Origin of the sequence: Streptomyces sp. SID12501, assembly GCF_010550245.1 — a bacterium.
Lineage (GTDB): Bacteria > Actinomycetota > Actinomycetes > Streptomycetales > Streptomycetaceae > Streptomyces.
Genome location: NZ_JAAGLU010000015.1, coordinates 130356 through 150921 on the forward strand (window position 1 = coordinate 130356; position 20566 = coordinate 150921).

Below are 20566 nucleotides of genomic sequence, written 5' to 3' on the forward strand. Positions count from 1 at the left end.
AGATTAGGAAGTGAATTGACCGGACCTCAATACTTTTTGCCAAGACCATGACAAATGCGTGTTCGATTTTGGCTTTTGCTGTGTACGTTCTGTGCCGGGGGAGCGAACATCACCGCCGCACGCCCGCAGCCGACGTCCTGACCATCGTCCGGCCGCGGGCAGCTTCGGGCGCGGATGGTCGCAGATCTCGCATCTGCTCTGTCCGCTGTGCGAAGGGGTTGTTCCGTGCTGTCGTCATCCGTCCGCAGACTGGCGCTGCTTCCCGTGGCCGGTGTGCTGCTCGGCGCGCTCACCGTCCCGGCCGGTGCGGTCGCCGTCGACGACCCGGCCGGCCCGACCGACCCACTGCTCGTCGCCCAGGCGAAGGCGGTCGCCGACGGCACGGCCGTCCCGGTCGACGCGCTCACCAGCGAGACCGACACCGTGACCGCCCAGCCGGACGGCACTTTCACCACGACGTCGACCGTCCTGCCGGTGCGGGTGCACAGGGACGGCGGCTGGGTGCCGGTTGACGCCACTCTCGTCGCCGGTGCCGATGGCACCTACTCCCCCAAGGCCACGCCCAGCGGCGTACGCCTCTCCGGTGGAGGCAGTGGGCCGCTGGCCACGCTGACCGATCCGGCCGGGCACAGCATGAGCCTGACCATGCCCTTCACTCTGCCCGCCCCTCGGGTGGACGGCGACACGGCGCTGTACGCTTCCGTGCTGCCCGGCGTCGACCTGTCGGTCTCGGTGACGGACCAGGGCGGTTTCAGCGACGTACTGATCGTTCACGACGCACAGGCCGCCGCCGATCCACGCGTCCGCAGGCTCACGATAGCCACGGACACGGACGGCCTCGGCCTGGCGGCAACTCCTGCGGGCGGCATGACGGCCGGCGCGGCCGACGGCACGGTGTCGTACACCAGTCCACCCCCGTTGATGTGGGACTCCGGCACGTCGACCGCGTCGGATGCGACCGCGGGCGTCAGGCCCGCGTCCTTCGTACGGGCCGCCGCCGGCACCCCTGCGGCCCCCTCGGACGTCTCCTCCCCCACCGGCCCCGGCATGGGCGCCCAGATCGGCCAGGTCCCCATGACCACCGCCGCCGACGCCATCACCCTGGCCCCCGACACGTCACTGCTCGACGACCCCGCCACGCACTACCCCGTGTACATCGACCCGTTCGAGAACCCGGTCACCAGCAAGTCCGGCGCCTTCGACGAGGTGTACTCCAGCTCCGCCTGCTCCGACGCCCCGCAGTACAACAAACCCCAGACCAACGGTGAGGGCGTCGGCTACCAGCGCTGGGGCGGCCCCTGCGGGGTCGGGCTCGAACGGTCGTACTACGCGGTCGACACCAGCGGCCTCGACCCGTCGATGGTGGTGATCAAGGCCGAGGTCAAGGTCAGCACCACCTACGCGGCCAGCTTCGACTGCTCGCACGACCAGCCGATCACTTTGCACACCACGGGCGGCATCAACGCGAACACCGACTGGGATCACCAGCCCGACACCCTCGACGACAACGGTTACCCGGCGGTGAGGACCACCGTCCCGAGCGGGGCCAACGGCAACAGCAGCTGCTCCAACAGCACGGCGTCCTTCCGCGTGGACGACCAGATCCAGAAGATCGCCGACGGCAACAAGAGCACCTGGACCATCGGCCTCTTCGGCAACGAGTCGAAGACCAGCTCCAACGACGACTACCTGCGCATGTCGCAGGTCCTCGCCCTCACCACCGTCTTCGACATCCCGCCGGACGTCCCCACCAAGCCGCGCACCACGCCCAAGCCGCTGGGCGCGGACGGCGACTGTGTCACAGGTGCCGACGCGATCGGCTGGATCGGCGCCACGACCTACAGCGACGCGGGCAGCAACATCCAGCTGCACTCCACCGTCACCACGCACATCTCCGGCGAGCACGCCGAGGCGCACTACCACGTCTGGGACCGCACCGACCTCGACGCCGACGGCAACGCCGTGGACAAGGGCACCCCCGACAGCGGCATGGTGGCCTCCGGCCAGGACGCCGACGCACCCATCGGCTTCACCCTCAAGGACGGCCACGAGTACGGCTGGGACGTCTACGCCCAGGACAACTCCTCCCTCAAGCTGAAGTCCGCGATCAGCGACCACTGCTGGTTCGACACCGACCTGACCCCGCCGCAGACGCCGACGATCGCCGACAACCCGCACTTCCCGCCAGTGGGCAGCGGCGCCGGCGACACCTACGCGGGCACCGACGTCAAGGCCGCCTTCGCGGTCTCCGCCGCCGACAACGCCCCGGCCGACACCTGCGACCCGGCCGGGTGCAAGGCCAGCGGCGTCGACCACTTCCTGTGGCAGCTCGACGGCCAGCCCACCGCCACCACCGGCCAGCCCGCCAAGGTGACCTCGACAAGCGGCACCACCGCCTCCGGTACCGTCACCACCCCTGTCAGCAACTGGGGCGTGCACACCCTGTACGTCGCCGCGGTCGACCGGGCCGGGAACATCTCCCAGAACCCGGTCGGCTACACCTTCACGGCACCCTGGGACCCGAAGACCAAGATCGCGCCCGGGGACGTCACGGGCGACGGCAGCCCCGACCTGCTCGCCACCACCAGCACCGGCGACCTCGAACTCATCCCCGGCGACAGCGACCCCGCCCAGTCACCCGTCCCGGCTCAGGACGGTCCGGTCACCGTCACCCCACCCGCGGTCACCGGCCCGGTCATCGTCTCGACCGCCGCGGGCGCACCCACCGGCACCTGGAGCGACTACCTGATCGCTCATCGCGGCAACCTGCACGGTGACACCCACGACGACCTGCTCGCGTACAACAAGAAGACACAGGCTCTGTACGTCGTGAAGAACGACCTCGACCCCAAGGACGACGGCTCCTTCCCGCACAAGCCGTACTCCACCTTCCCCGGTTTCGTCGGCCGCCGCTACGACGTGGTGACCAAGGACGACTGCGAGGCCACCGACACCGTCCCCGCCGACCGGTGCACCGAAGCGGGCTACGACCCGGCCAAGCCCTGGAGTCTCTCCCAACTGGTGGTCGACGGGGACGTGTACGGCAACGCCGACCACCCCGCCGTGATCACGGTCGAGAACAAGAAGCTGTGGCTGTACCAGTCCTACGGCATCAACCACCTCGGCCACCCGCTCCTGCTCGGCGACGGCGACTGGTCGGGCCTGACCCTGATCGCGCCCGGCCGGGTCGGCGGCGCCTTCTCCATCGACGACGACGGCAACGGCAACAGCAACGGCAAGCTCACCGGCGGCACGCCCACCCTGTGGGCTCGCGACGACTCCACGGGCACCGTCTACACCTTCCCGATCGACGTCGACGGCTCCGCCCTGCTGCCCCAGCTGCTGCACGCCCCCGTCCGCACGGCGCTCGTCGCAGGCGTGAAGACGTCCTCCGGCGGCACGCTCTGCCTGGACGACGCGAGCGCCCACACCGCCGACCACACCAGGATTCAGGTCTACACCTGCAACAACTCGCCGTCCCAGCAGTGGATCCTGCACAACGACGGCTCTCTGCGCGTCCTCGGCAAGTGCCTCGACGTCACCGACGGCGACACGGACGACGGCACCCTTCTTCAGCTCTACAAGTGCAACGGCAGCGGCTCCCAGAAGTGGACCACCGGCGCCTCGGGCAGCCTGGTCAACCCGCAGTCCGGCAAATGTCTGGACGACCCCCAGCAGAGCACCGCAAACGGCACCCAGGTACAGATCCACACATGCAACGGCACGGCCGCGCAGAACTGGACCAGCGGCACAGCGGCGGGCTGGAACGCTCACCCCGCCACGGGCCTGGGCCCCGTCCTGCCCCTCAAGCAGTACCCCACCGTCGCCTCACCCGGCGACGTCAACAGCGCCACCGGCGGTCCCGACGGCAAACCCGACCTGTACGCCACCGACGCGGCGGGCCAGCTCACGGAGTACCCGGGCGCCGCACCCACCGGCACCACGGCCACCTTCTCGTCCCCCGTCTCCCTGGGCACGGTCACCGACACAGCCACCCACCGCTGGCCCCTCACGGACAGCAGCGGCACAAACGCCTCCGACTCCGTCGGCGGCCTCCCGGCGACACTGCACGGCGCGGCCTCCTGGACGACCGACGCGACGCGCGGCCCGGCCCTGAACCTCACCGGCACCACGGGCTACGCCGACACGACGGGCCCCGGCGTGGACACCTCCCACGGTTTCACCGTCTCGGCATGGGTGAAGCTCAACTCCCTCGACGGAGGCAACTCCACCTTCGTCTCCCAGTCCGACGACCCGACCGTGCACACGGCCACGGGTTTCCAGCTCTACTACTCCTCCGGCGGCGGCGTCTGGGCCTTCGGCCGACGTACCGCAGACACGGCCACCGGCACCTGGACCGCCGTTTACGGTACGAAAGCTGTCGCAGGCAAATGGACCCGCCTGGTCGGCGTCTACGACCCGGACAGCGACCGCCTGCTCCTTTACGTCAACGGCGCCCTCACCTCCACGAAGCCCTTCACCTCTGCCTGGAACGCCGTCGGCCCCGTCCAATTGGGCCGCCGCCTCTCTTCGGACACCTATGGCGAGTACGCCAACGCCGCGCTCAGCGATGTCCGTATCTACCCCACGGCCCTGCCCCCCGCGGACGCGGCGGCACCAGGAGGTAGCTCAAAGCTGACACAGCTCGGCTGACTCCAAGGTGGGCCAGGTCCCCGAGGCTGCGGAAACGCACGCGGACGCCGGAGCCGGGCCGGAATCCGGCCCGCCCTCCCGAACGGAGCCAGGGGGCGGAATGGAGCCGCTGTACCGGAGTGAGCGGTGGTGCTGCTCCGAGGGTGTGGGGCTGGCTGCAAGCACTCGCCGAAGTGGACGATGACCCGGTCGGCCGGGGCCGCTCCATCGTCTATGCCCTCTACGACAACCACGTCGCCGGGCTCTTGGAACAGGCCCTCTTCCGCGTCGAACACCTGCGACTGGGCCTGCGCGACAGCAACGGTCCGCGTTCGGCGTGCTGGGCGCGGGTGTGGTGCTGTTCGCCTAGGCCGGGCTGCTGATCGGTTTCTTCCTCCCTGGCGACTCGTTGCTGTTCACGGCCGGGCCGCTGTGCACCGGCGCCGCCGACCGCGGTCTGAAGCTGTCGCTCGTCCCGCTCCTGGTCGCCGCGGCGGTGGGGGCGCTGGCGGGCTCGCAGTGCGGATATCTCCTGGGCCGAAGAGCGGGCGGCGCCCTGCTCGCCCGCAGCCGATCGGCCCGAGGGCGGGAGGGCGGGAGGGCGCGAGGGCGATCGTGCTGGCCCACTTCGTTTCCGGTGGTGCGCACGGTCCTGGACCCGATGGCGGGCGCTCTGGGAGTGCCGGTGCGGACGTTCACCCTCTGGCAGGCGACCGGCGGACTGGTGTGGAGCCTTTCGTTTCCCGGGTGCATTCGGCAGGCCGCTCGCTCCCAAGTCACCGTCCGTCCCGGCGTTCGGCCGGTAAGGGCTCACAGATCACTGCTGGCGACGACACCCGACGTTGAACAGCATGAGACAGACCTTCAGCGACCCGTTCCCGCCAGGCCGCCGGTCGCTGGCGTGCCTCCCAGCACAGGTGACCGGTGTGGTGAGAGACCGAGTGCCATGTCCGAGCCGCAGCTGGCATCCGCGTTGGGTGACAAGGATCCAAGACGGAGTGAGACCTGTCAGGACCGGACAGTCCCGACGCCGCCCATCGCCCCGTCGGAGACCGGTCCACTTCATCCGTCGCCCCATGGACAGCGACAGACCCCTGATGGAGTGTCAAGCACGTCTGTCCACCGGTAGTCCACCGGGGCCCTTCGCACAAGCCCACCCCACTCGCCCCGAACAAGCAAAAGGGCAGGTCAGAAGCTTAGATCGCCTACGCCAACACAGAAACCACACCTCTGACCTACGCATTACGATGCGCAGACCACACAGCCCGATTGGCCCGGATTCCAAGGTCAACAGAAACAAGAAACCCCAGGTCACGGCGAGTGAGTCCTGGGGCTTCCACAGAGCCGCCTTCGGGATTCGAACCCGAGACCTACGCATTACGAGACCGTGAGGGATCGTGTTGTCTGGTGCCACGCCCTGCTGCTGAGTGACGTTCAGCCTGATCAGAGCATGTACAGCCAGTTGTCCCGTGCCGCCTGGTGTGGCGTCGTCCAAAGGCGTCCGGCCACCGAGCGGCCACCATGAGCGCCACGGCCGCGAGCGCTGCCGTCTCAGGTGGCCGCCACACTGATTGTGGCAACCCCACAAGCTCCAGAGGAATTGCGCTGCGGCGCTGGGTCTACGAAACCTGCCGGGAGCGGCATCGGCAGTGACAGCAGCAGTCCACTCTCGCTTCCTCCTGCCAGGGAGTACTCCCGTGACCCTGCGACGGCGTAGCGGGCGCGGGTGCATCAGGATCGGTGAGTGCGGCACGAGGCGAAGGATCTCCGGCTCGTCCGGGGCGCGCCGCATCAGCGCGTCGAGGACGACGGTCGCCCTCGTGCAGGTGCGCACGGCGTGCCACAGGTCCTGGTCGTCGGCCGTCTCGACGGTGCGCACCATGCCGGGGGGATGCCCTGAGCCCAGGGGGACTGCGCCAGCAGGTCGGCACCGGCGAGGTTCGGCCCGCCGGTGTGCCTCACGAATGTGTTCGATCGCCTCGGTGTGGTCCGGCATGGCCCGTTCCAAATGCGTCCCGGACAGCCGTCTGTCGCGCGTCACGCTGAAATGCGCCGTGCAAGGTCCACACGCGCGGCGCGCAGAGCGCGAAGCCGAAGGTGTAGGGGGTTCCCTCATGCTTCGGCCGGTCCGACACGGAACGCTGATCCGGGCAACCGGCTGCCGTGGCGGCGAACCGAACAGAAGGACACCCATGAGACGTCTCTCCATAATCCGCAACGCAGGGCGTGCAGTGCTCGCGTCAGTCATCGTCGCGGCGCCGTTGTCAGGCGGCGTCGCGCATGCCACGAATGCCGAACCGGGGCCGGCAGGCACGGCACCGATCAGCAACTCCGCCAGCGGGCCGTCGATCTCCACCGACGGCCGCTACGTGGCTTTCGCTTCGCCGGCAAGGGATCTGGTGGCAGGCGACACCAACGGAGCGGACGACGTCTTCGTGCGCGACCGGCAGACCGGCGTCATCACCAGGGTCAGCGTCGACTCCGCGGGCAACCAGGTCAACAACGTGAGCCGGAATCCGTCGATCTCCGCCGACGGCCGCTACGTCGCGTTCGAATCCACCGCGTCGAACCTGGTGGCCGGTGACACCAACCGCTACCGCGACGTGTTCGTGCACGACCTGCAGACCGGTGAGACGACCAGGGTCAGCGTCGGCAGAAGCGGCGAGCAGAGCGACAGTGAGAGTTTCCATCCGTCGGTCTCCGCCGACGGCCGATTCGTCGCGTTCGACTCTCCCGCGTCGAACCTGGTGTTCGGCGACACCAACAACATCCACGACGTCTTCGTACGGGACCGGCAGACCGGTGAGACCAGCAGGGTCAGCGTCGACTCCAACGGTCGCCAGGGCGACGGCATCAGCCAACTGCCGTCGATCTCGGCGGACGGGCGTCAGGTCGCCTTCTCCTCCGGGGCGAAGACACTGTCCTTGTTCCCCGACAACAACCGCGCGGACGACGTGTTCGTGCACGATCGACTGACCGGGTACACCGACCGGATCAGCGTCGGTCCCGGCGGCGACGAAGGCGACTCCGCCAGTCGCACGGCGAGCATCTCGGCCGACGGCCAGTACGTCGCGTTCGAATCCACCGCGTCGAATCTGGTGGCCGGCGACACTGGCGGTCCGACCGACACCGACATCTTCCTGTACGACCGGGTCACCCGGACGACGACGCAGGTGAACCTTGGCCCCGATGGCCTGGGCGACAGCAGGACCCCCGGCCAGGAGCGGACGACGCTCTCCGCCGACGGCCGCTACATCGCCTTCGTGTCCGGCGAGGACAAGCTGGTGACCGGCGACACCAACTCGCGCTGGGACGTGTTCGTGCGGGACCGGGTGACCGCCACCACGACCAGGGTCAGCGTCGCCGATGACGGCTCGCAGAGCGATGGCTACAGCTACAGCCCCTCGATCTCGGCCGACGGCCACCACGTGGCTTTCACGACCAGCGCGACGAACCTGGGCGGTGACGGCACCAGCCGGAGGTTCAACCTGTACGTACGCGACCTCGGCAACTGAGTCGTCGGCCGCCGTGGAGGCCTCAATCACGCGCCGCGGCGGCCCACACGCCGGCCAGAGCGGTACGACCGGAGACGCCGACCTTTGTGTAGACCCGGCCCAGATGGACTTCGACGGTCTTGGGACTCAGGTTCAGCCGGAGGCCGATGTCCCGGTTGGTCAGGCCGTCCGAGGCCAGGTTGGCCATCTCGACCTCACGGGCGGTCAGATCGAATCGCTCGACGCCGCTCTCGGGCCGGGGGCCGCGCGCATTCAGGCGCCGCTCCTCGCGCGCGACCTGCGGCAGGAACAGTCGCGCGTCACACCGGGTGAACAACGCGCGGGCGGACATGAGGTGTGCACGGGCCTGGTCGATCGCCCCGCTGCCGCCGAACGCCGTCGCGGCGAGCAAGTGCGCCCGCCCGGCCTCCACGGCCACCCCGATCCGACCGAACGTGCCCGCGGCGGCGACAGCGAGCGGTGCGGCCGCCGCCGGATCCGTCGGCAGCGTGGCGATCGCGCGGGCCTGCTGTGCCATGGCGGTACGCAGCGGAAGATCGAGCCGGCCGGCCGCGACCTCCGCCCGGTCCGCCCATGCCGTGGCCGCGGCGATCCGACCGGCCGCGACCTCCGCCTCCGTGAGCATCAGGTACACCAATGGCCTGGTACGGACACCCACCGCGGGCAGCTCGGCCCCACCGCCATGGGTGAGCAGCAGGTCTATGCAGGCGTGCGGATCACCCGAGTGCAGCATCGCCTGCGCCAGCATCGCCTCGGCCTGGCCACTGCGCCAGGAACTCATGGCCGTCGCCTGGTCGTCGGCGACGATAGCCTCCTTGCCCAGGCGGATCGCCTCGGCAAGGTCGCCGCGCCAGGTGGTGATCCAGCACCCGAAGGTCAACGCCATGACGCGCAGTTCCTCGCTGCCGGTGAGTTCCGCCGACTCCAGGCTGTCGTCGAAGCAGGTCGTCGCCGCCGCCAGCTCACCGAGGTAGGCATGCACCATGCCGCGGATCGCGGTCAGCAGTGCGATCTTGTGGGACTGTCTGCTCTCGCGGGCCAGTCGCAGGCCACGGCTCACGTGCCGGCTCGCCGCCGTGAGCCGGTCGGCGGAGATCTCCGACCAGCTGAGCCAGAACGCCGCGTCGATGTCACAGACCAGGTCGCTGTCGGGCAGCGCGTCCAGGAGTGCGGCCGCCTCGTCCAGCCGGTCCGCCTGCCGGTCGATGAGCGTCGCGGCCGACAACGCCGTCGCCAGCAGCATCGGATCCCCGACTTCCCGCGCGGCGGCGATCGCCTCGGCCACCCGGTCCTGTCCGTGCTCGCGCTCGACACTCTCACCGGCGACGAGCGCGACGAGCAGGACGGCCGCCGAGCGGGCGTCCACGCCTTCGACGCGTTTCCACTCGCTGTGCAGCATCGCCCTGGCCTCGGTGTAGTGCCCGAGAATCTGCTCCACCGTCGCACAGGCCCGCGCTGTCTGTGCCCGGATCTGGGTGAGTTCGGCGGGCAGGAGCCGCAGCACCTCGTACATGGTCTCCCTGGCCTGCCGCAGGTCGCCCGTGGCGCCGAGTGCCTGTGCCAGCCGGCCGAGCAGGATCAGGCGCTGTGGCGTGGCCGTCTCCGAGTCGGGAAGCAGCCGGATGGCCGCCCGCAGGAAGTGCCCGGCGGTCATCGGCGTGGTGTGCATCGTCGCCTCGGCCGCCTCGGTGAGCGCCGCGACCGCGTCGAGGTCACCGCGGACGGCGGATCGCTCCACGTGCCGGGCGAACTCGGCCGGCGGCGCGCCCCGGCTCCGGAGTGCCGACGCGGCCCGGCCGTGTGCCTGAAGCCGCCAGCCGGGACCGGCGTCCTGGTAGGCGATGCTGCGCACCAGCGGATGCCGGTACCGGAACCGGCCGGTCGCGCCGTCGAGCCGCACCAGGTCACGCTCGGCGAGCCGGTCGAGCACGGCGAGCACGGAACCTGGGTCCATTGCGGCCGTTTCAGCGAGCGAATCGGCCTCGAAGTCGTCGCCCACGACCGCGGCGGCGTGCGCGACGACTCGCTCCTGCGGGGTCAACGCGGCCAGCTCGGCGGCGAGCACCGCGCGGACCGCCACCGGGATCGCCCCGTCGGGGTGGAGCGCCGCGTCACCGACGGGTATCCCCCGCTCACCGGCCCGCACCAGGGCTTCCAGGTAGAACGGGTTTCCGCCACTGGCCTGGTAAAGCTCTTCCCGCCGGGAACGGCCCAGCCTTTCCGGCATGAGGCGGCCGGCATCGGCCTGGCTCAGCGGCGCGAGTTCCAGCAGCTCGGCCACCCCGTCGGTCGCGGCGCGGGACAACGCGTGCCACAGCCGCAGCGACGTCTGCCGGGGCCTGCTCGCCAGTGCCAGGACCAGCCGCGCCTGGGGCGGGTGGCGCAGAAGGTGGTCGAGCAACTCGACCGAACCCTCGTCCGCCCAGTGCAGATCGTCGAAGACGAGCACCAGCCCGGACGGCTCGGCGAGCAGCTCCAGCAACGCCCGCACCGCCCGGTGCAGCCGGTACCGCTCCGCGTCGACCAGGTCGGTGGGACCGGAGGCGGGAAGCGCCGGAAACATGGTCGCGAGAAGTGCGAGCTGCTGTTGCCCGAGGGCGGCCAGACGCTCCGGGCCCAGCTCGGCGAGCTGGTCGTCGAGCGCGTTGACGAACACACCGAACGGGATGCGGGACTCGAACTCCGCCGCGCGCCCGCTGCGGACCGTCCATCCTGCTGTGTCCGCGAGCTTCCCGAGCTCCGTCAGCAGCCGGCTCTTGCCGATCCCCGGTTCGCCGGTGACCGCGACGCACCAGGTGTCACTCTCGCCCGCCAGCACCGCGCGCAGGATCGCGACTTCTCGCGCCCGGCCGGGTAATCCGCCGACGGGCTTCCCTCTCGCTTCGTCAGTCATGCTGGCGTCGACTCTTTCCGTCCGCGACCAGTCGATCGTATCGACGCTCACGCGCCTTCGGCAGGCGGCCGAGCCGATCACCTCGGTCCACGCATAGCCTCAAGAAGCCCTCAGCACACACATTCCAAGGTCAAGAAAACAAAGAAACCCCAGGTCACGGCGAGTGAGTCCTGGGGTTTCTCAGAGCCGCCTTCGGGATTCGAACCCGAGACCTACGCATTACGAGCTCGCCAGACCGTGCCCCTGGGCTGCCCCGGCCATCCCTCATTTCACCGTTCTAGCAGGTCAAGCCGGGTGACGTTGGCTGGGGATCGCGGATCATTCACGGGGTTTACCGGTCCTTCCGTTCCCACCACGTTCCCAACGGCAGGCCACTGGCGGCATCCTGACGCGGAAGCAGAGGATGCTGCAGGCCACGCCGTCGCGCGATTGCCGCTCCGACGCATCACCCTTGCGACGCGAAGAGGCCCTACCCCGCTGCTGGGGGGTAGGGCCTCCGGCCGTCTGCGCGCCCCTGTCCAGGCCGCTGCCCACAGGTTAGCGGCTCGGGCTTATCTGCGGGGCCAGTCCGTACAGGATGCTCGGGCGGATCTCGGGCTGGCCGACATAGCCACCCTCGTACGGCCAGCGGGCGTGTTCACGAATGCTTCTGGCGTGCGGTGCCACGGCCTCCTGAAGATCACTTCCCGACTCGCTGGAGATCATTTCCCGGAATCGCTGGCGGTTGTACGGTCCGACAGCTCCGGCCCCGATGTTGTCGGACCGAACGCCTACGGAGACGTTCTATGCCGCAGGCGCCCATGGTTCTGGCCTACTGACCTCCCGGAAGGAGACCTGCGAGCGACGGTAGGGAGGTGTGCCGTCGTCCGGCCTGGCCGCCCAGTCGTAGTCGGCAACGTCAGGGCATGGGTAAGGGTGTCACTTGGCGTGGTGGCCTTTGTTCCAGCAGAAGAGGCTCGACTCCCTGGTCCGGCAGGTACACCGAGCGTTCCTGAGGGGTGAGATCGCGGTTGACGGCCCGCGGTATCCGGCGGATCGCCTCAGCGGGGGTGGGCAGGGTGGCGTTCCAGGTGCGTACGGTGCCGTTGCGGCTCGCGGTGGCGAGGGTGCGGCTGTCGGGGCTGAAGGCCAGCACGGTGATGGCGTCGGTGCCGCCGGTGTTCTCGCCGTCGACGGTGGCCTCGATGTCACCGGTCGACATGTTCCAGAGCTGTACGGAGCCGTCGTTGAGTCCTGCCGCGAGGGTGCGGCCGTCCGGGGCCATCGCCACGCCTTGGATGCCCCGCGCGGTTCCGGTGATGCGGATGGCTGCCATGACCCGACCCGAGGTGGTGTCCCGCACATTTATGCCGTCCAGGTGGTGCACGGCCAGGTATCGGCCGTCCGGACTGAATACGAGGGAGTTGGCGGAACGCTCGTCGAAGGTGGTGGTGATCTCGCCGGTGGACAGGTCCCAGAGCCGCACCTCGCTCGTGCTGCGCCAGTCGCCTCCGTGTGAGGTGACGGTGGCGAGAGAGGAGCCGTCCGGGCTGAACCGCACTCGTGTCACGGTTCCTTGGTGGGTGGTGAGAGCAGACCGGGTCCGACCGGTTGCCACGTCCTGGAGACGAACGGTACCGTCGCTGCCGCCGAGCGCGAGCATGCCTCCACGCCCGACTTCCAGGTCCGCTCCGCCCGCGCCATCCGCCGCCACCAGACTCTGGTCAACTGCGCCTTCTTCTTCTGCTGGGACCAGTGGTTCGCCCCGCCCGGACCGCTGGATGCCACAGCGCCGGGCCCCTGCCCCAACGAAGGGCCAGAGAGGGGGGCCGGCCCCGTCCCACCGGCCCCAACCGCCTTGCTGTCCCAGGGCCTTACGAGCCATCCGTTCCTGGCTCACCCCCGCCGTCACCCTCAACCGATGGTGGCGAGCCTGGACGGACACGGACCCACCCCCCGACCTGCAGGCCCTGATCGACGCGGTCACCACCGGACACGGCATTGACCTCTACCGCCGGATTTAACGAACTACCGGTAGACGGATCGTCACCCGAAGCTCCGGCGACCCGGTAGATCGGGCGCCCATCTCGGCGATACCCGACCGGTGTGAGCGGTGCGGAAATCGAATGGCGCGTCATGCGTGAACCACCCAGTGGTCTTCAACGCCCCCGCGCCGAATATCAGTCGGCCGAGACACACCAGCAACGTGCACAACAGCCCATCGGCGGTGCCGTCCAGCAGAGCCCTCGCCACGGCCAGTCCGTCAACCACCGTCCGTTCACGATCCGGAACGTTGCCGACGCCGTTGCACGAGACTTCGCTTTCATTCGGCTCGACGTCAGGAACGATGGCCCACCACCCGGGCCGATCGGGCTCCTCCACTCCTTGGTGACGTCAGGAGAGGGGCGCAGCAAGAATAGTTTCACGCCAACAGCCGTAAATTTCTTACCCTTTGAGGTGATTTTCCGTAAAGCATTAACCAAGATCGCACACGCAATGACGCTGAGAGCGGGCTCCGATCGCACGAAGGAGAGGGGATTTTTTACCCATTTGCAGCATTTACGAAAATGCCACTTGGGGATTGCCTCAAAGGTTCTTGCAGGCATCTTTGCTCTGCCTTGACAGGTGAACGGCCGCCCGAACTGCGGCTTGTGGGGGTGATGTAAAGATCCACTGGCGGTGTCGCCACATGCTTCACCATCAGGAAGATCACGGGGGAATGTTCGTGCGCAGTAGATCGCGGTTTGGCAGATCTGGTTCTCGTTGGCCAGCGGTGGGCCTCATAGCCGCCGCCGTCCTGGTCGCTGAGGCGGCACTTACCGTCGCCGGTACCGGGTCCGTCTTCGCCCTGTCGGACAGCGGGACAGGAGAGTCCTCTGCCACGTCGGTCTCCACGGCCGCGCAGTACGGGGCCGCCGAGGCCCAGAACGTGACGTCCGCGCTTCTCATGGCGCGGCTGCAGAACCGGAGGATCGAGGTCCTGTCAGAGCGGACGACGGACTCAACGACGTACGCGCTGGCGGACGGAAGCATGCAGACCGAGGCGTACGCCGGTCCCGTCCGGGTGCGGCAGGACGGGGCCTGGCACGACATCGACACCAGCCTCACCGACGCCGGTGAGAACTTGGAACCGAAGGCCGCCGCGGCGGACATCGCGGTGTCCGACGGCGGTGACACCGACCTCGCCTCGGTGACCAAGAGCGGCAAGTCCTTCGGCCTCGGCTGGGAGGACAGACTGCCCACACCGACCGTGCGCGACGCGACCGCCTCCTACGCCCTGGGCGACGGCCAGACCCTCACCGCGACCGCACTTGCGCAGGGCTTCTCCGAGAACATCACCCTCGCCGCGCAGCCGACCGACCAGTCCCTGACGTACCGGATCCCGCTGAACCTGAAAGGCCTGGCCCTCTCCCAGGCCGACTCCGGGCACCTACTGCTGAAGGACTCCGACGGCAAGCTGGTCGCCGAGGCGCCCGCGCCGATGATGTGGGACGCCAGCAAGGACCCCGCCTCCGGCGAGTCCGCGCACCAGGAGCAGGTCACCGCCAAGGTCGAGACCGCAGCCGACGGCGCGCAGACCCTCGTACTCACCCCCGACCAGGCCTTCCTGGCCACCGCTACCTATCCGGTGACGGTCGACCCGACCACCACCCTCGCGGTCCTGACCGACACCTGGATCCAGACCCCGGACTACACCGATTCCCAGGTCTCCTCGCAGGAGCTGAAGTCGGGCACCTACGACGCCGGCGCGGACCTGGCTCGTTCGTACCTGAAGTTCGACGTGTCGAAGTTCGCCGGCAAGCACATCACCGACACCAACTTCGCCCTGTACAACTACTACTCCTCGACCTGCGCCACCGACGGAGCGGGCACCACGGTCCGTCGGATCACCTCCGACTGGTCCTCGACCTCGCTGACCTGGGCCACCCGGCCCTCATCCTCCGGAACCGGAGCGGTGAACAACCTGGTGCCGCACGGCTACTCCTCGGCCTGCCCGGCCGCCTGGTCCAACTGGGACATCGACGCCATCGTGCAAGCCTGGGCCGACGGCAGCCCCAACTACGGCCTCATGGTCTACGGCACCAGCGAAACCGACTCCACCACCTGGCGCCGCTTCCGCTCCGCCAACTACACCACCACCGGCTACGCCCCGAAGCTGACGGTCACCTACAACTCCTACCCAGCCACGCCGACTTCGGCAGCGGTGTCACCGTCCGCGGTCAACACCTACAACGGCAAGCGGTACGTGACCACGTACACCCCGACGCTGTCCGCGAAGGTCTCCGACCCGGACGGCTCAACGGTCAAGGCCCAGTTCGAGATCACCAACGACCCGGCCTACACCGGCGAGACCTCGTACTCCTACACCGCCACCTCCTCCTCCGTCTCCTCGGGCTCCACCGCGACGTTGACCATCCCGGCTGCGAGCCAGCTCGCGGCCTCGCATCTGCGGCTGCGTGTTCGGGGCTACGACGGCACGGACTACGGCGCCTGGTCGTCCTACATCTACTTCGTGCCGAACGTCGCCAAGCCCTCCGCGCCCACCGTCTCCTGCGACGCGTATCCCTCCGGTGTCTGGACGGACAAGTCCAGCAGCGGTGCGACGTGCACGCTCGACACCTCCGCGAGTGACGGGCAGGGCTACGAATGGGGCCTGGACAACTCGGCCGTCCCCAACAAGGTGGTTGACACGGCTGACGGAAACGGCGGGGACCCGCTGACCGTCCACATCAACCCGGCCAATGGCTGGCACACCTTCTCCGCAAAGACCATCGACTCCGGCGGCAACCTCTCCACCGCCACCACCTCCTACTCCTTCGGCGTGGGCAAGGCGAGCCTGAACTCGCCGACGACCGGCGACACCACCGATGACGACGTGACGCTGTCGGCAACGCAGTCCGGAGCGTTCACGGGGGTGACATACCAGTTCGAGATCGGGTCCGCCGACCCCAACGGCTGGCAGCCGATCCCCCTGACCTACGTCACCAAGGCCTCCGACGGTACGGCGGTATCGTCCTGGCCCCTCGCCTTCTCCGCCTCCGCCCAGCCCGTCGACCTGGACTGGGCCGCCACCGGCCAGCTGAACGACGACGGCCCGGTACAGGTTCGGGCGCTGTTCACCGACGGCACGAACACCTACGCCACCAGCCCGGCCACCGTCACCATCAACCGCAAGGCCGACAACGCACCGACCAGCGACATCGGTCCAGGAGCGGTCAACCTGCTGACCGGTGACTACGACCTGGACGCTACGGACGCTTCCGCGTTCGGGGCGGCGGTGACCCGTACATTCTCCTCCCGCGACCCGCTGGGAGCGTCCGGGCAGGACGGCCAGGTCGCGATCTTCGGCCCGAACTGGATCTCCGGCATCACCGCCACCAAGGCCGACTGGGGATACATCAAACAGACATCGCCCAGCTCCGTCGCCGTGATGGACTCCACCGGCGCCTCGACCGGCTTCACCCTCCTAAACGCCACGGCGGGCACCTGGACCCCGCAGCCAGGCTCGGAGAGTCTGACCCTGACCGGCACTTTGTCCGGAGCCTCCTTCACGCTGAAGGACACCGACGGCACCACCGCCACCTTCACCAAGCCCAAGGACACCTCGACGACCTGGCAGCTCGACACGTCCTACACGATCACCAGCGACTCGGCGACCACCACCACGGTGCGCTCCCACGCGGTTCCGGTGTCCGGTGGCAGCGGGTACCTGGCCGAGCCCCAGTACGTCATCGCCCCCACCAGCGCCGTCTCCGCAGACATCTGCGCGGGCAACCCGTCCACGAAGGGCTGCCGGGTCCTCGAGTTCGTCTACGCGCCCTCCACCACCGCGACCTCCTCGGCCCCCGGCAACTACGCGGGCCAGGTACAGCAGATCAACCTGTGGGCCACCGCCCCAGGAGCCTCGGCCTCCACCTCCACCCCGATCTCCGCGTACGACTACACCAGCAGCGGCCGGCTCGCCGATACCTGGGACCCGCGGCTGTCCGCCCCGCTCAAGACCAGCTACACCTACGACAGCGCCGGCCGGGTCACCACCCTGACCCCGCCCGGCCAGCTGCCATGGACTTTCACCTACGACCACGTCGGCAGCAACGGCGACGCCGGGGACGGCATGCTGGTGTCCGCCTCGCGCCAAACCTTGCAGGCCGGCACCACAGCCACCACCGACGGCGGCACAGCCACCACCAGCGTCGTCTACGACGTCCCCGTCTCCGGTACAGCCGCCCCCTACGACCTGTCCTCCACCAAGACCGGGACGTGGGCCCAGACCGACAACCCCACCCTCGGCACCGCCGTCTTCCCGCCCACCTCCGTCCCGTCGAGCCACGACGGCACCGCCCTCGGCTCCGGTGCCTATGCCAAGGCCACCATCACCTACATGGACGAGCGCGGCCTGGACGTGAACACAGCCAGCCCGGGCGGCCACATCACCACCACCGAGTACGACACCCTGGGCAACACCACGCGCCAGCTGACCGCCGCCAACCGCGAACTGGCCCTCGGCACCACGACCAGCACCGACCCCCGGCTGGCCGGCGCGATCGCCAACGCCGGCTCCCCCGCAGAGGCCGCCGGCCTGCTGTCGACCACCACGAACTTCACGACAGCCTCCGACGGCTCCTCGCTGGTGTCGGATGTTTCCGGGCCACTGCACACCATCACCCTCCGGCACACCCTGGCCGGTGGGGCCAGCACGGCGGACCTCTTGGCCGGATCGGAAACACTCGCCCGCTCCCACACGTCCATTGCCTACGACGAAAACCGCCCCAGCAGCGCCCACGTCTCCGACCTGCTGACGTCTGTCACCAGCGGCGCCGCGGTCCCCCTCTATCCGTCCGACGGCGACAAGCAGACGACGGCCACCACCTACGACTGGACCACCGGCCTGCCCCTGACCACCGTCACTGACCCCTCGGGCCTGGCCATCACCACCACCTACAGCTACGACAGCGACGGCAACCAGACCAAGAAAGTCCAGCCGACCTCCTCCGGCACCGACGCCGAAACGACGCTGACCACCTACTACACCGCCACCGGCACCGGCACCTGCGCCGACCACGCCGACTGGGCCGACCTGGTATGCACCCAGGCCCCCGCAAGCACGATCACCGGAGGCGGCAGCAACCCGGACCAACTGCCTACCCGCACCTACACATACGACAACTACGGCCAGGTCAAGACCCTGACCGAGACCGCGAACGGCACCACCCGCACCACCACCACGACATACGACAACATCGAGAGGGCCCAGACCGTCACGACCACAGGTGGCACGGGCACGACCACGCCCTCCACTACCTACACCTACGACACCACCACCGGCGCCCCATCCACGGTGGCCTCCAACAGCCAGACCATCACCGCGACCTACGACAAACTCGGCCGCCAGGTGACCTACAACGACGGCACCGGCAACTCCACCGCTATGTCGTACGACAGCTCAGACCGCCCGGTCAGCCGCACCGACTCGGCACCCTCCACCACCACCTACACCTACGACACCACCACAGGCCTGCCCGCCACTCTCACCGATTCCACCGCCGGTACCTTCACCGCCACCAGCTACGACGCCGACGGCAACCTCACCGGCGAAACCCTCCCCGGCAGCTACACCCTTGCCCAGACCTACGACACCACCGGCGCGCAGACCGCCCGCGCATACGCCGACTCCAGCAAGACGCCCGTCCTGACCGACACCGCCGACTACACTGCCGCCGGCCAGCAGGCCGGCCACATCGAGAACAACGGCGTCACCACCACCAGCACCTACACCTACGACGCTGCCAACCGCCTCACCCGGTCCAGCGACGACACCGGCTCCGCCTGCACCACCCGCAGCTACGGCTTCGCCAGCAACACAAGCTACAACCGGACCTCACTGACCACCGCCGCGAGCACCACCGACTGCGCCGACACCACCACGGCCACGACCACCACCACGGCGGCCACCCACACGTACGACAGCGCCGACCGGATCACCGACACCGGCTACACCTACGACGCCTTCGGCCGCACCACCGCACTCCCCGACGGCACTACCCTCGCCTACTACACGGGTGACCTCGTCCGGCAGGAAGCCACCAGCACCACCAAGCAGACCTGGACCCTCGACGCCGACCACCGCCTCTCCGCCTGGACCACCCAGACCAGCACCGACGAAGGCAGCACCTGGGCCGCCACCGCAACCCGGGCCAGCCACTACGACGATGGCACCGACAGCCCGGCCTGGATCACCGAGGACACCTCCGGCGCCATCACCCGCAACGTCAGCGACCTCGCAAACGGCCTTGCGGCCACCACCTCGACGACCGGCGGCACCACGCTGCAGTTCGCCAACCTCCACGGAGACATAGCAGTCCAACTCGCCATGAGCACGACCGCCACCGCAGCACTCAGCTACGACGAATTCGGAAACACCACGAGCTCGACTCGCTATGGTTGGCTCGGCGAGGCACAACGCAATTCAGATGCCCAGTCCGGAATCATGCTCATGGGAGTTCGTCTCTACAACTCGGGCACTGGAAGATTCCTTTCTGTGGACCCTATTCTCGGAGGTAGCGCGAACGCGTACGACTACACCAACCAAGACCCCGTGAACCAGGTGGACCTCGCTGGTACCAAGGCAGCCCACCGGACCTGCGGAATTATCACGTGCACCATCTATATTTCGCGAAAAGCAACGGAACAGCTCTACACCTACTTCGTCCGGCACGGCTGGACCTTCGCGGCTGGAGCCGGAGTTCTCGGCGGTATTGTCGGGGGCTTGGCGTGCCACGGTAACTACTGGTGCATGGGCGCAATCGAGGCTTGGTTCCTCTTCTGGGGGGCAGACATCATCGATGTCACGGATGATGCTCACATAGATCACAAATGTGTCGCCATCAAGATGACATCACCAGCAGTCGGGTATTTTTCCGGCCATAGATTTCTAGGGTATCTACCACTTTATCCTGAAGAAGTAGGGGGAAAGAATTGCCGAAAGAAGTGAGTACACGTGACGCGCATCCGCTCGTGATCGCTGCGCGGATGCTGCTCGCCCAGGCAGTTGTATGTTACCTGGCATTCCTGCTACTGCTCTTCGCTGAAGGTATGCTCCATTTTGGGGTGCGCGTGGCGTTGCGGCATGCGCTCGAGCGAGCTTCGATAGCGGGCGTGGTGCTCGCCACGGTAGTCACCCTCTCGCAGCTCAAGAAAGCGAAAAGCGGGTCAGGTATCTCCGCGCGCTCAATGCTTGGCATCGAGCACTTCGATATCCCTCTCACGATGACCGGATCCGCTTCCCGCGGTATCCAGGAGACACTGCAGTCGGTACCAGGAGTCGGCAACGTCATAGTTCTGGGCGACCAGAGCTGGGACGTAGTCCTAAAAGGTCCCAATCGATGGTTCGCCAGAGTCCACGTGACCGTGAGTGACGATCGACTGGTCGTGGAAACGGCGCCACGTCACCCCTTCCTCTTCCCCGGCTGGAACGGAAGGCGAACCGCGAACGCCTTGGCCGAGAAGCTGCACCGACGGTGACGCATCGGGATTCACGAGAGGAGCA

Annotated in this window: 8 protein-coding genes and 2 pseudogenes; 7 read left to right on the forward strand and 3 right to left on the reverse strand. The window is 68.2% G+C overall.

Annotated elements, in window-relative coordinates:
* The first annotated feature begins 225 nt into the window (after nucleotides 1-225).
* The 4 genes and pseudogenes from G3I71_RS19695 to G3I71_RS19710 all read left to right on the forward strand — a co-directional run bounded on the left by G3I71_RS19695 (nucleotide 226) and on the right by G3I71_RS19710 (nucleotide 8147).
* Nucleotides 226-4653 (forward strand): LamG domain-containing protein, encoded by a 4428-nt coding sequence (locus G3I71_RS19695; RefSeq protein ID WP_164316125.1) that lies wholly within the window; start codon nucleotides 226-228, stop codon nucleotides 4651-4653.
* Between the two features lie 197 nt (nucleotides 4654-4850).
* Nucleotides 4851-4949: pseudogene (locus tag G3I71_RS19700) on the forward strand (transcriptional regulator); the annotation flags it as partial.
* A 20-nt stretch (nucleotides 4950-4969) separates the two neighbouring features.
* Nucleotides 4970-5368: pseudogene (locus tag G3I71_RS51200) on the forward strand (DedA family protein); the annotation flags it as partial.
* A gap of 1633 nt (nucleotides 5369-7001) precedes the next feature.
* The gene (locus tag G3I71_RS19710; RefSeq protein ID WP_164316126.1) at nucleotides 7002-8147 is read left to right on the forward strand and encodes a PD40 domain-containing protein; all 1146 of its coding nucleotides are present in this window, start codon (nucleotides 7002-7004) and stop codon (nucleotides 8145-8147) included.
* A 22-nt stretch (nucleotides 8148-8169) separates the two neighbouring features.
* Here G3I71_RS19710 and G3I71_RS19715 read toward each other — a convergent pair whose 3' ends face one another.
* The 3 genes from G3I71_RS19715 to G3I71_RS19725 form a co-directional block, all read right to left on the reverse strand.
* The gene (locus G3I71_RS19715; protein ID WP_164316127.1) at nucleotides 8170-11040 is read right to left on the reverse strand and encodes an AAA family ATPase; all 2871 of its coding nucleotides are present in this window, start codon (nucleotides 11038-11040) and stop codon (nucleotides 8170-8172) included.
* Between the two features lie 898 nt (nucleotides 11041-11938).
* The gene (locus tag G3I71_RS19720) at nucleotides 11939-12589 is read right to left on the reverse strand and encodes a hypothetical protein (RefSeq protein ID WP_164316128.1); all 651 of its coding nucleotides are present in this window, start codon (nucleotides 12587-12589) and stop codon (nucleotides 11939-11941) included.
* The gene (locus G3I71_RS19725; protein ID WP_164316129.1) at nucleotides 12586-12807 is read right to left on the reverse strand and encodes a hypothetical protein; all 222 of its coding nucleotides are present in this window, start codon (nucleotides 12805-12807) and stop codon (nucleotides 12586-12588) included. The genes G3I71_RS19720 and G3I71_RS19725 overlap by 4 nt, the downstream gene beginning before the upstream one ends.
* A 318-nt stretch (nucleotides 12808-13125) precedes the next feature.
* Here G3I71_RS19725 and G3I71_RS19730 point away from each other — a divergent pair, with 318 nt between their 5' ends.
* From G3I71_RS19730 to G3I71_RS19740, 3 genes are all read left to right on the forward strand, one after another.
* Complete coding sequence (locus tag G3I71_RS19730; RefSeq protein WP_164316130.1) at nucleotides 13126-13641, forward strand: hypothetical protein; 516 nt, start codon at nucleotides 13126-13128, stop codon at nucleotides 13639-13641.
* Nucleotides 13642-13792: 151 nt separating this feature from the next.
* Nucleotides 13793-20011 (forward strand): DNRLRE domain-containing protein, encoded by a 6219-nt coding sequence (locus G3I71_RS19735; protein WP_164316131.1) that lies wholly within the window; start codon nucleotides 13793-13795, stop codon nucleotides 20009-20011.
* Nucleotides 20008-20541 carry a hypothetical protein gene (locus G3I71_RS19740; protein WP_164316132.1) on the forward strand — a complete coding sequence of 178 codons (534 nt, stop codon included), beginning with the start codon at nucleotides 20008-20010 and terminating at the stop codon, nucleotides 20539-20541. Before G3I71_RS19735 ends, G3I71_RS19740 begins: the two co-directional genes overlap by 4 nt.
* Nucleotides 20542-20566 lie beyond the last annotated feature (25 nt).

Excerpts from the sequence above, each read along its gene's own strand:
- G3I71_RS19715 (WP_164316127.1), bottom strand. The coding sequence starts at position 11,040 with ATGACTGACGAAGCGAGAGGGAAGCCCGTCGGCGGATTACCCGGCCGG.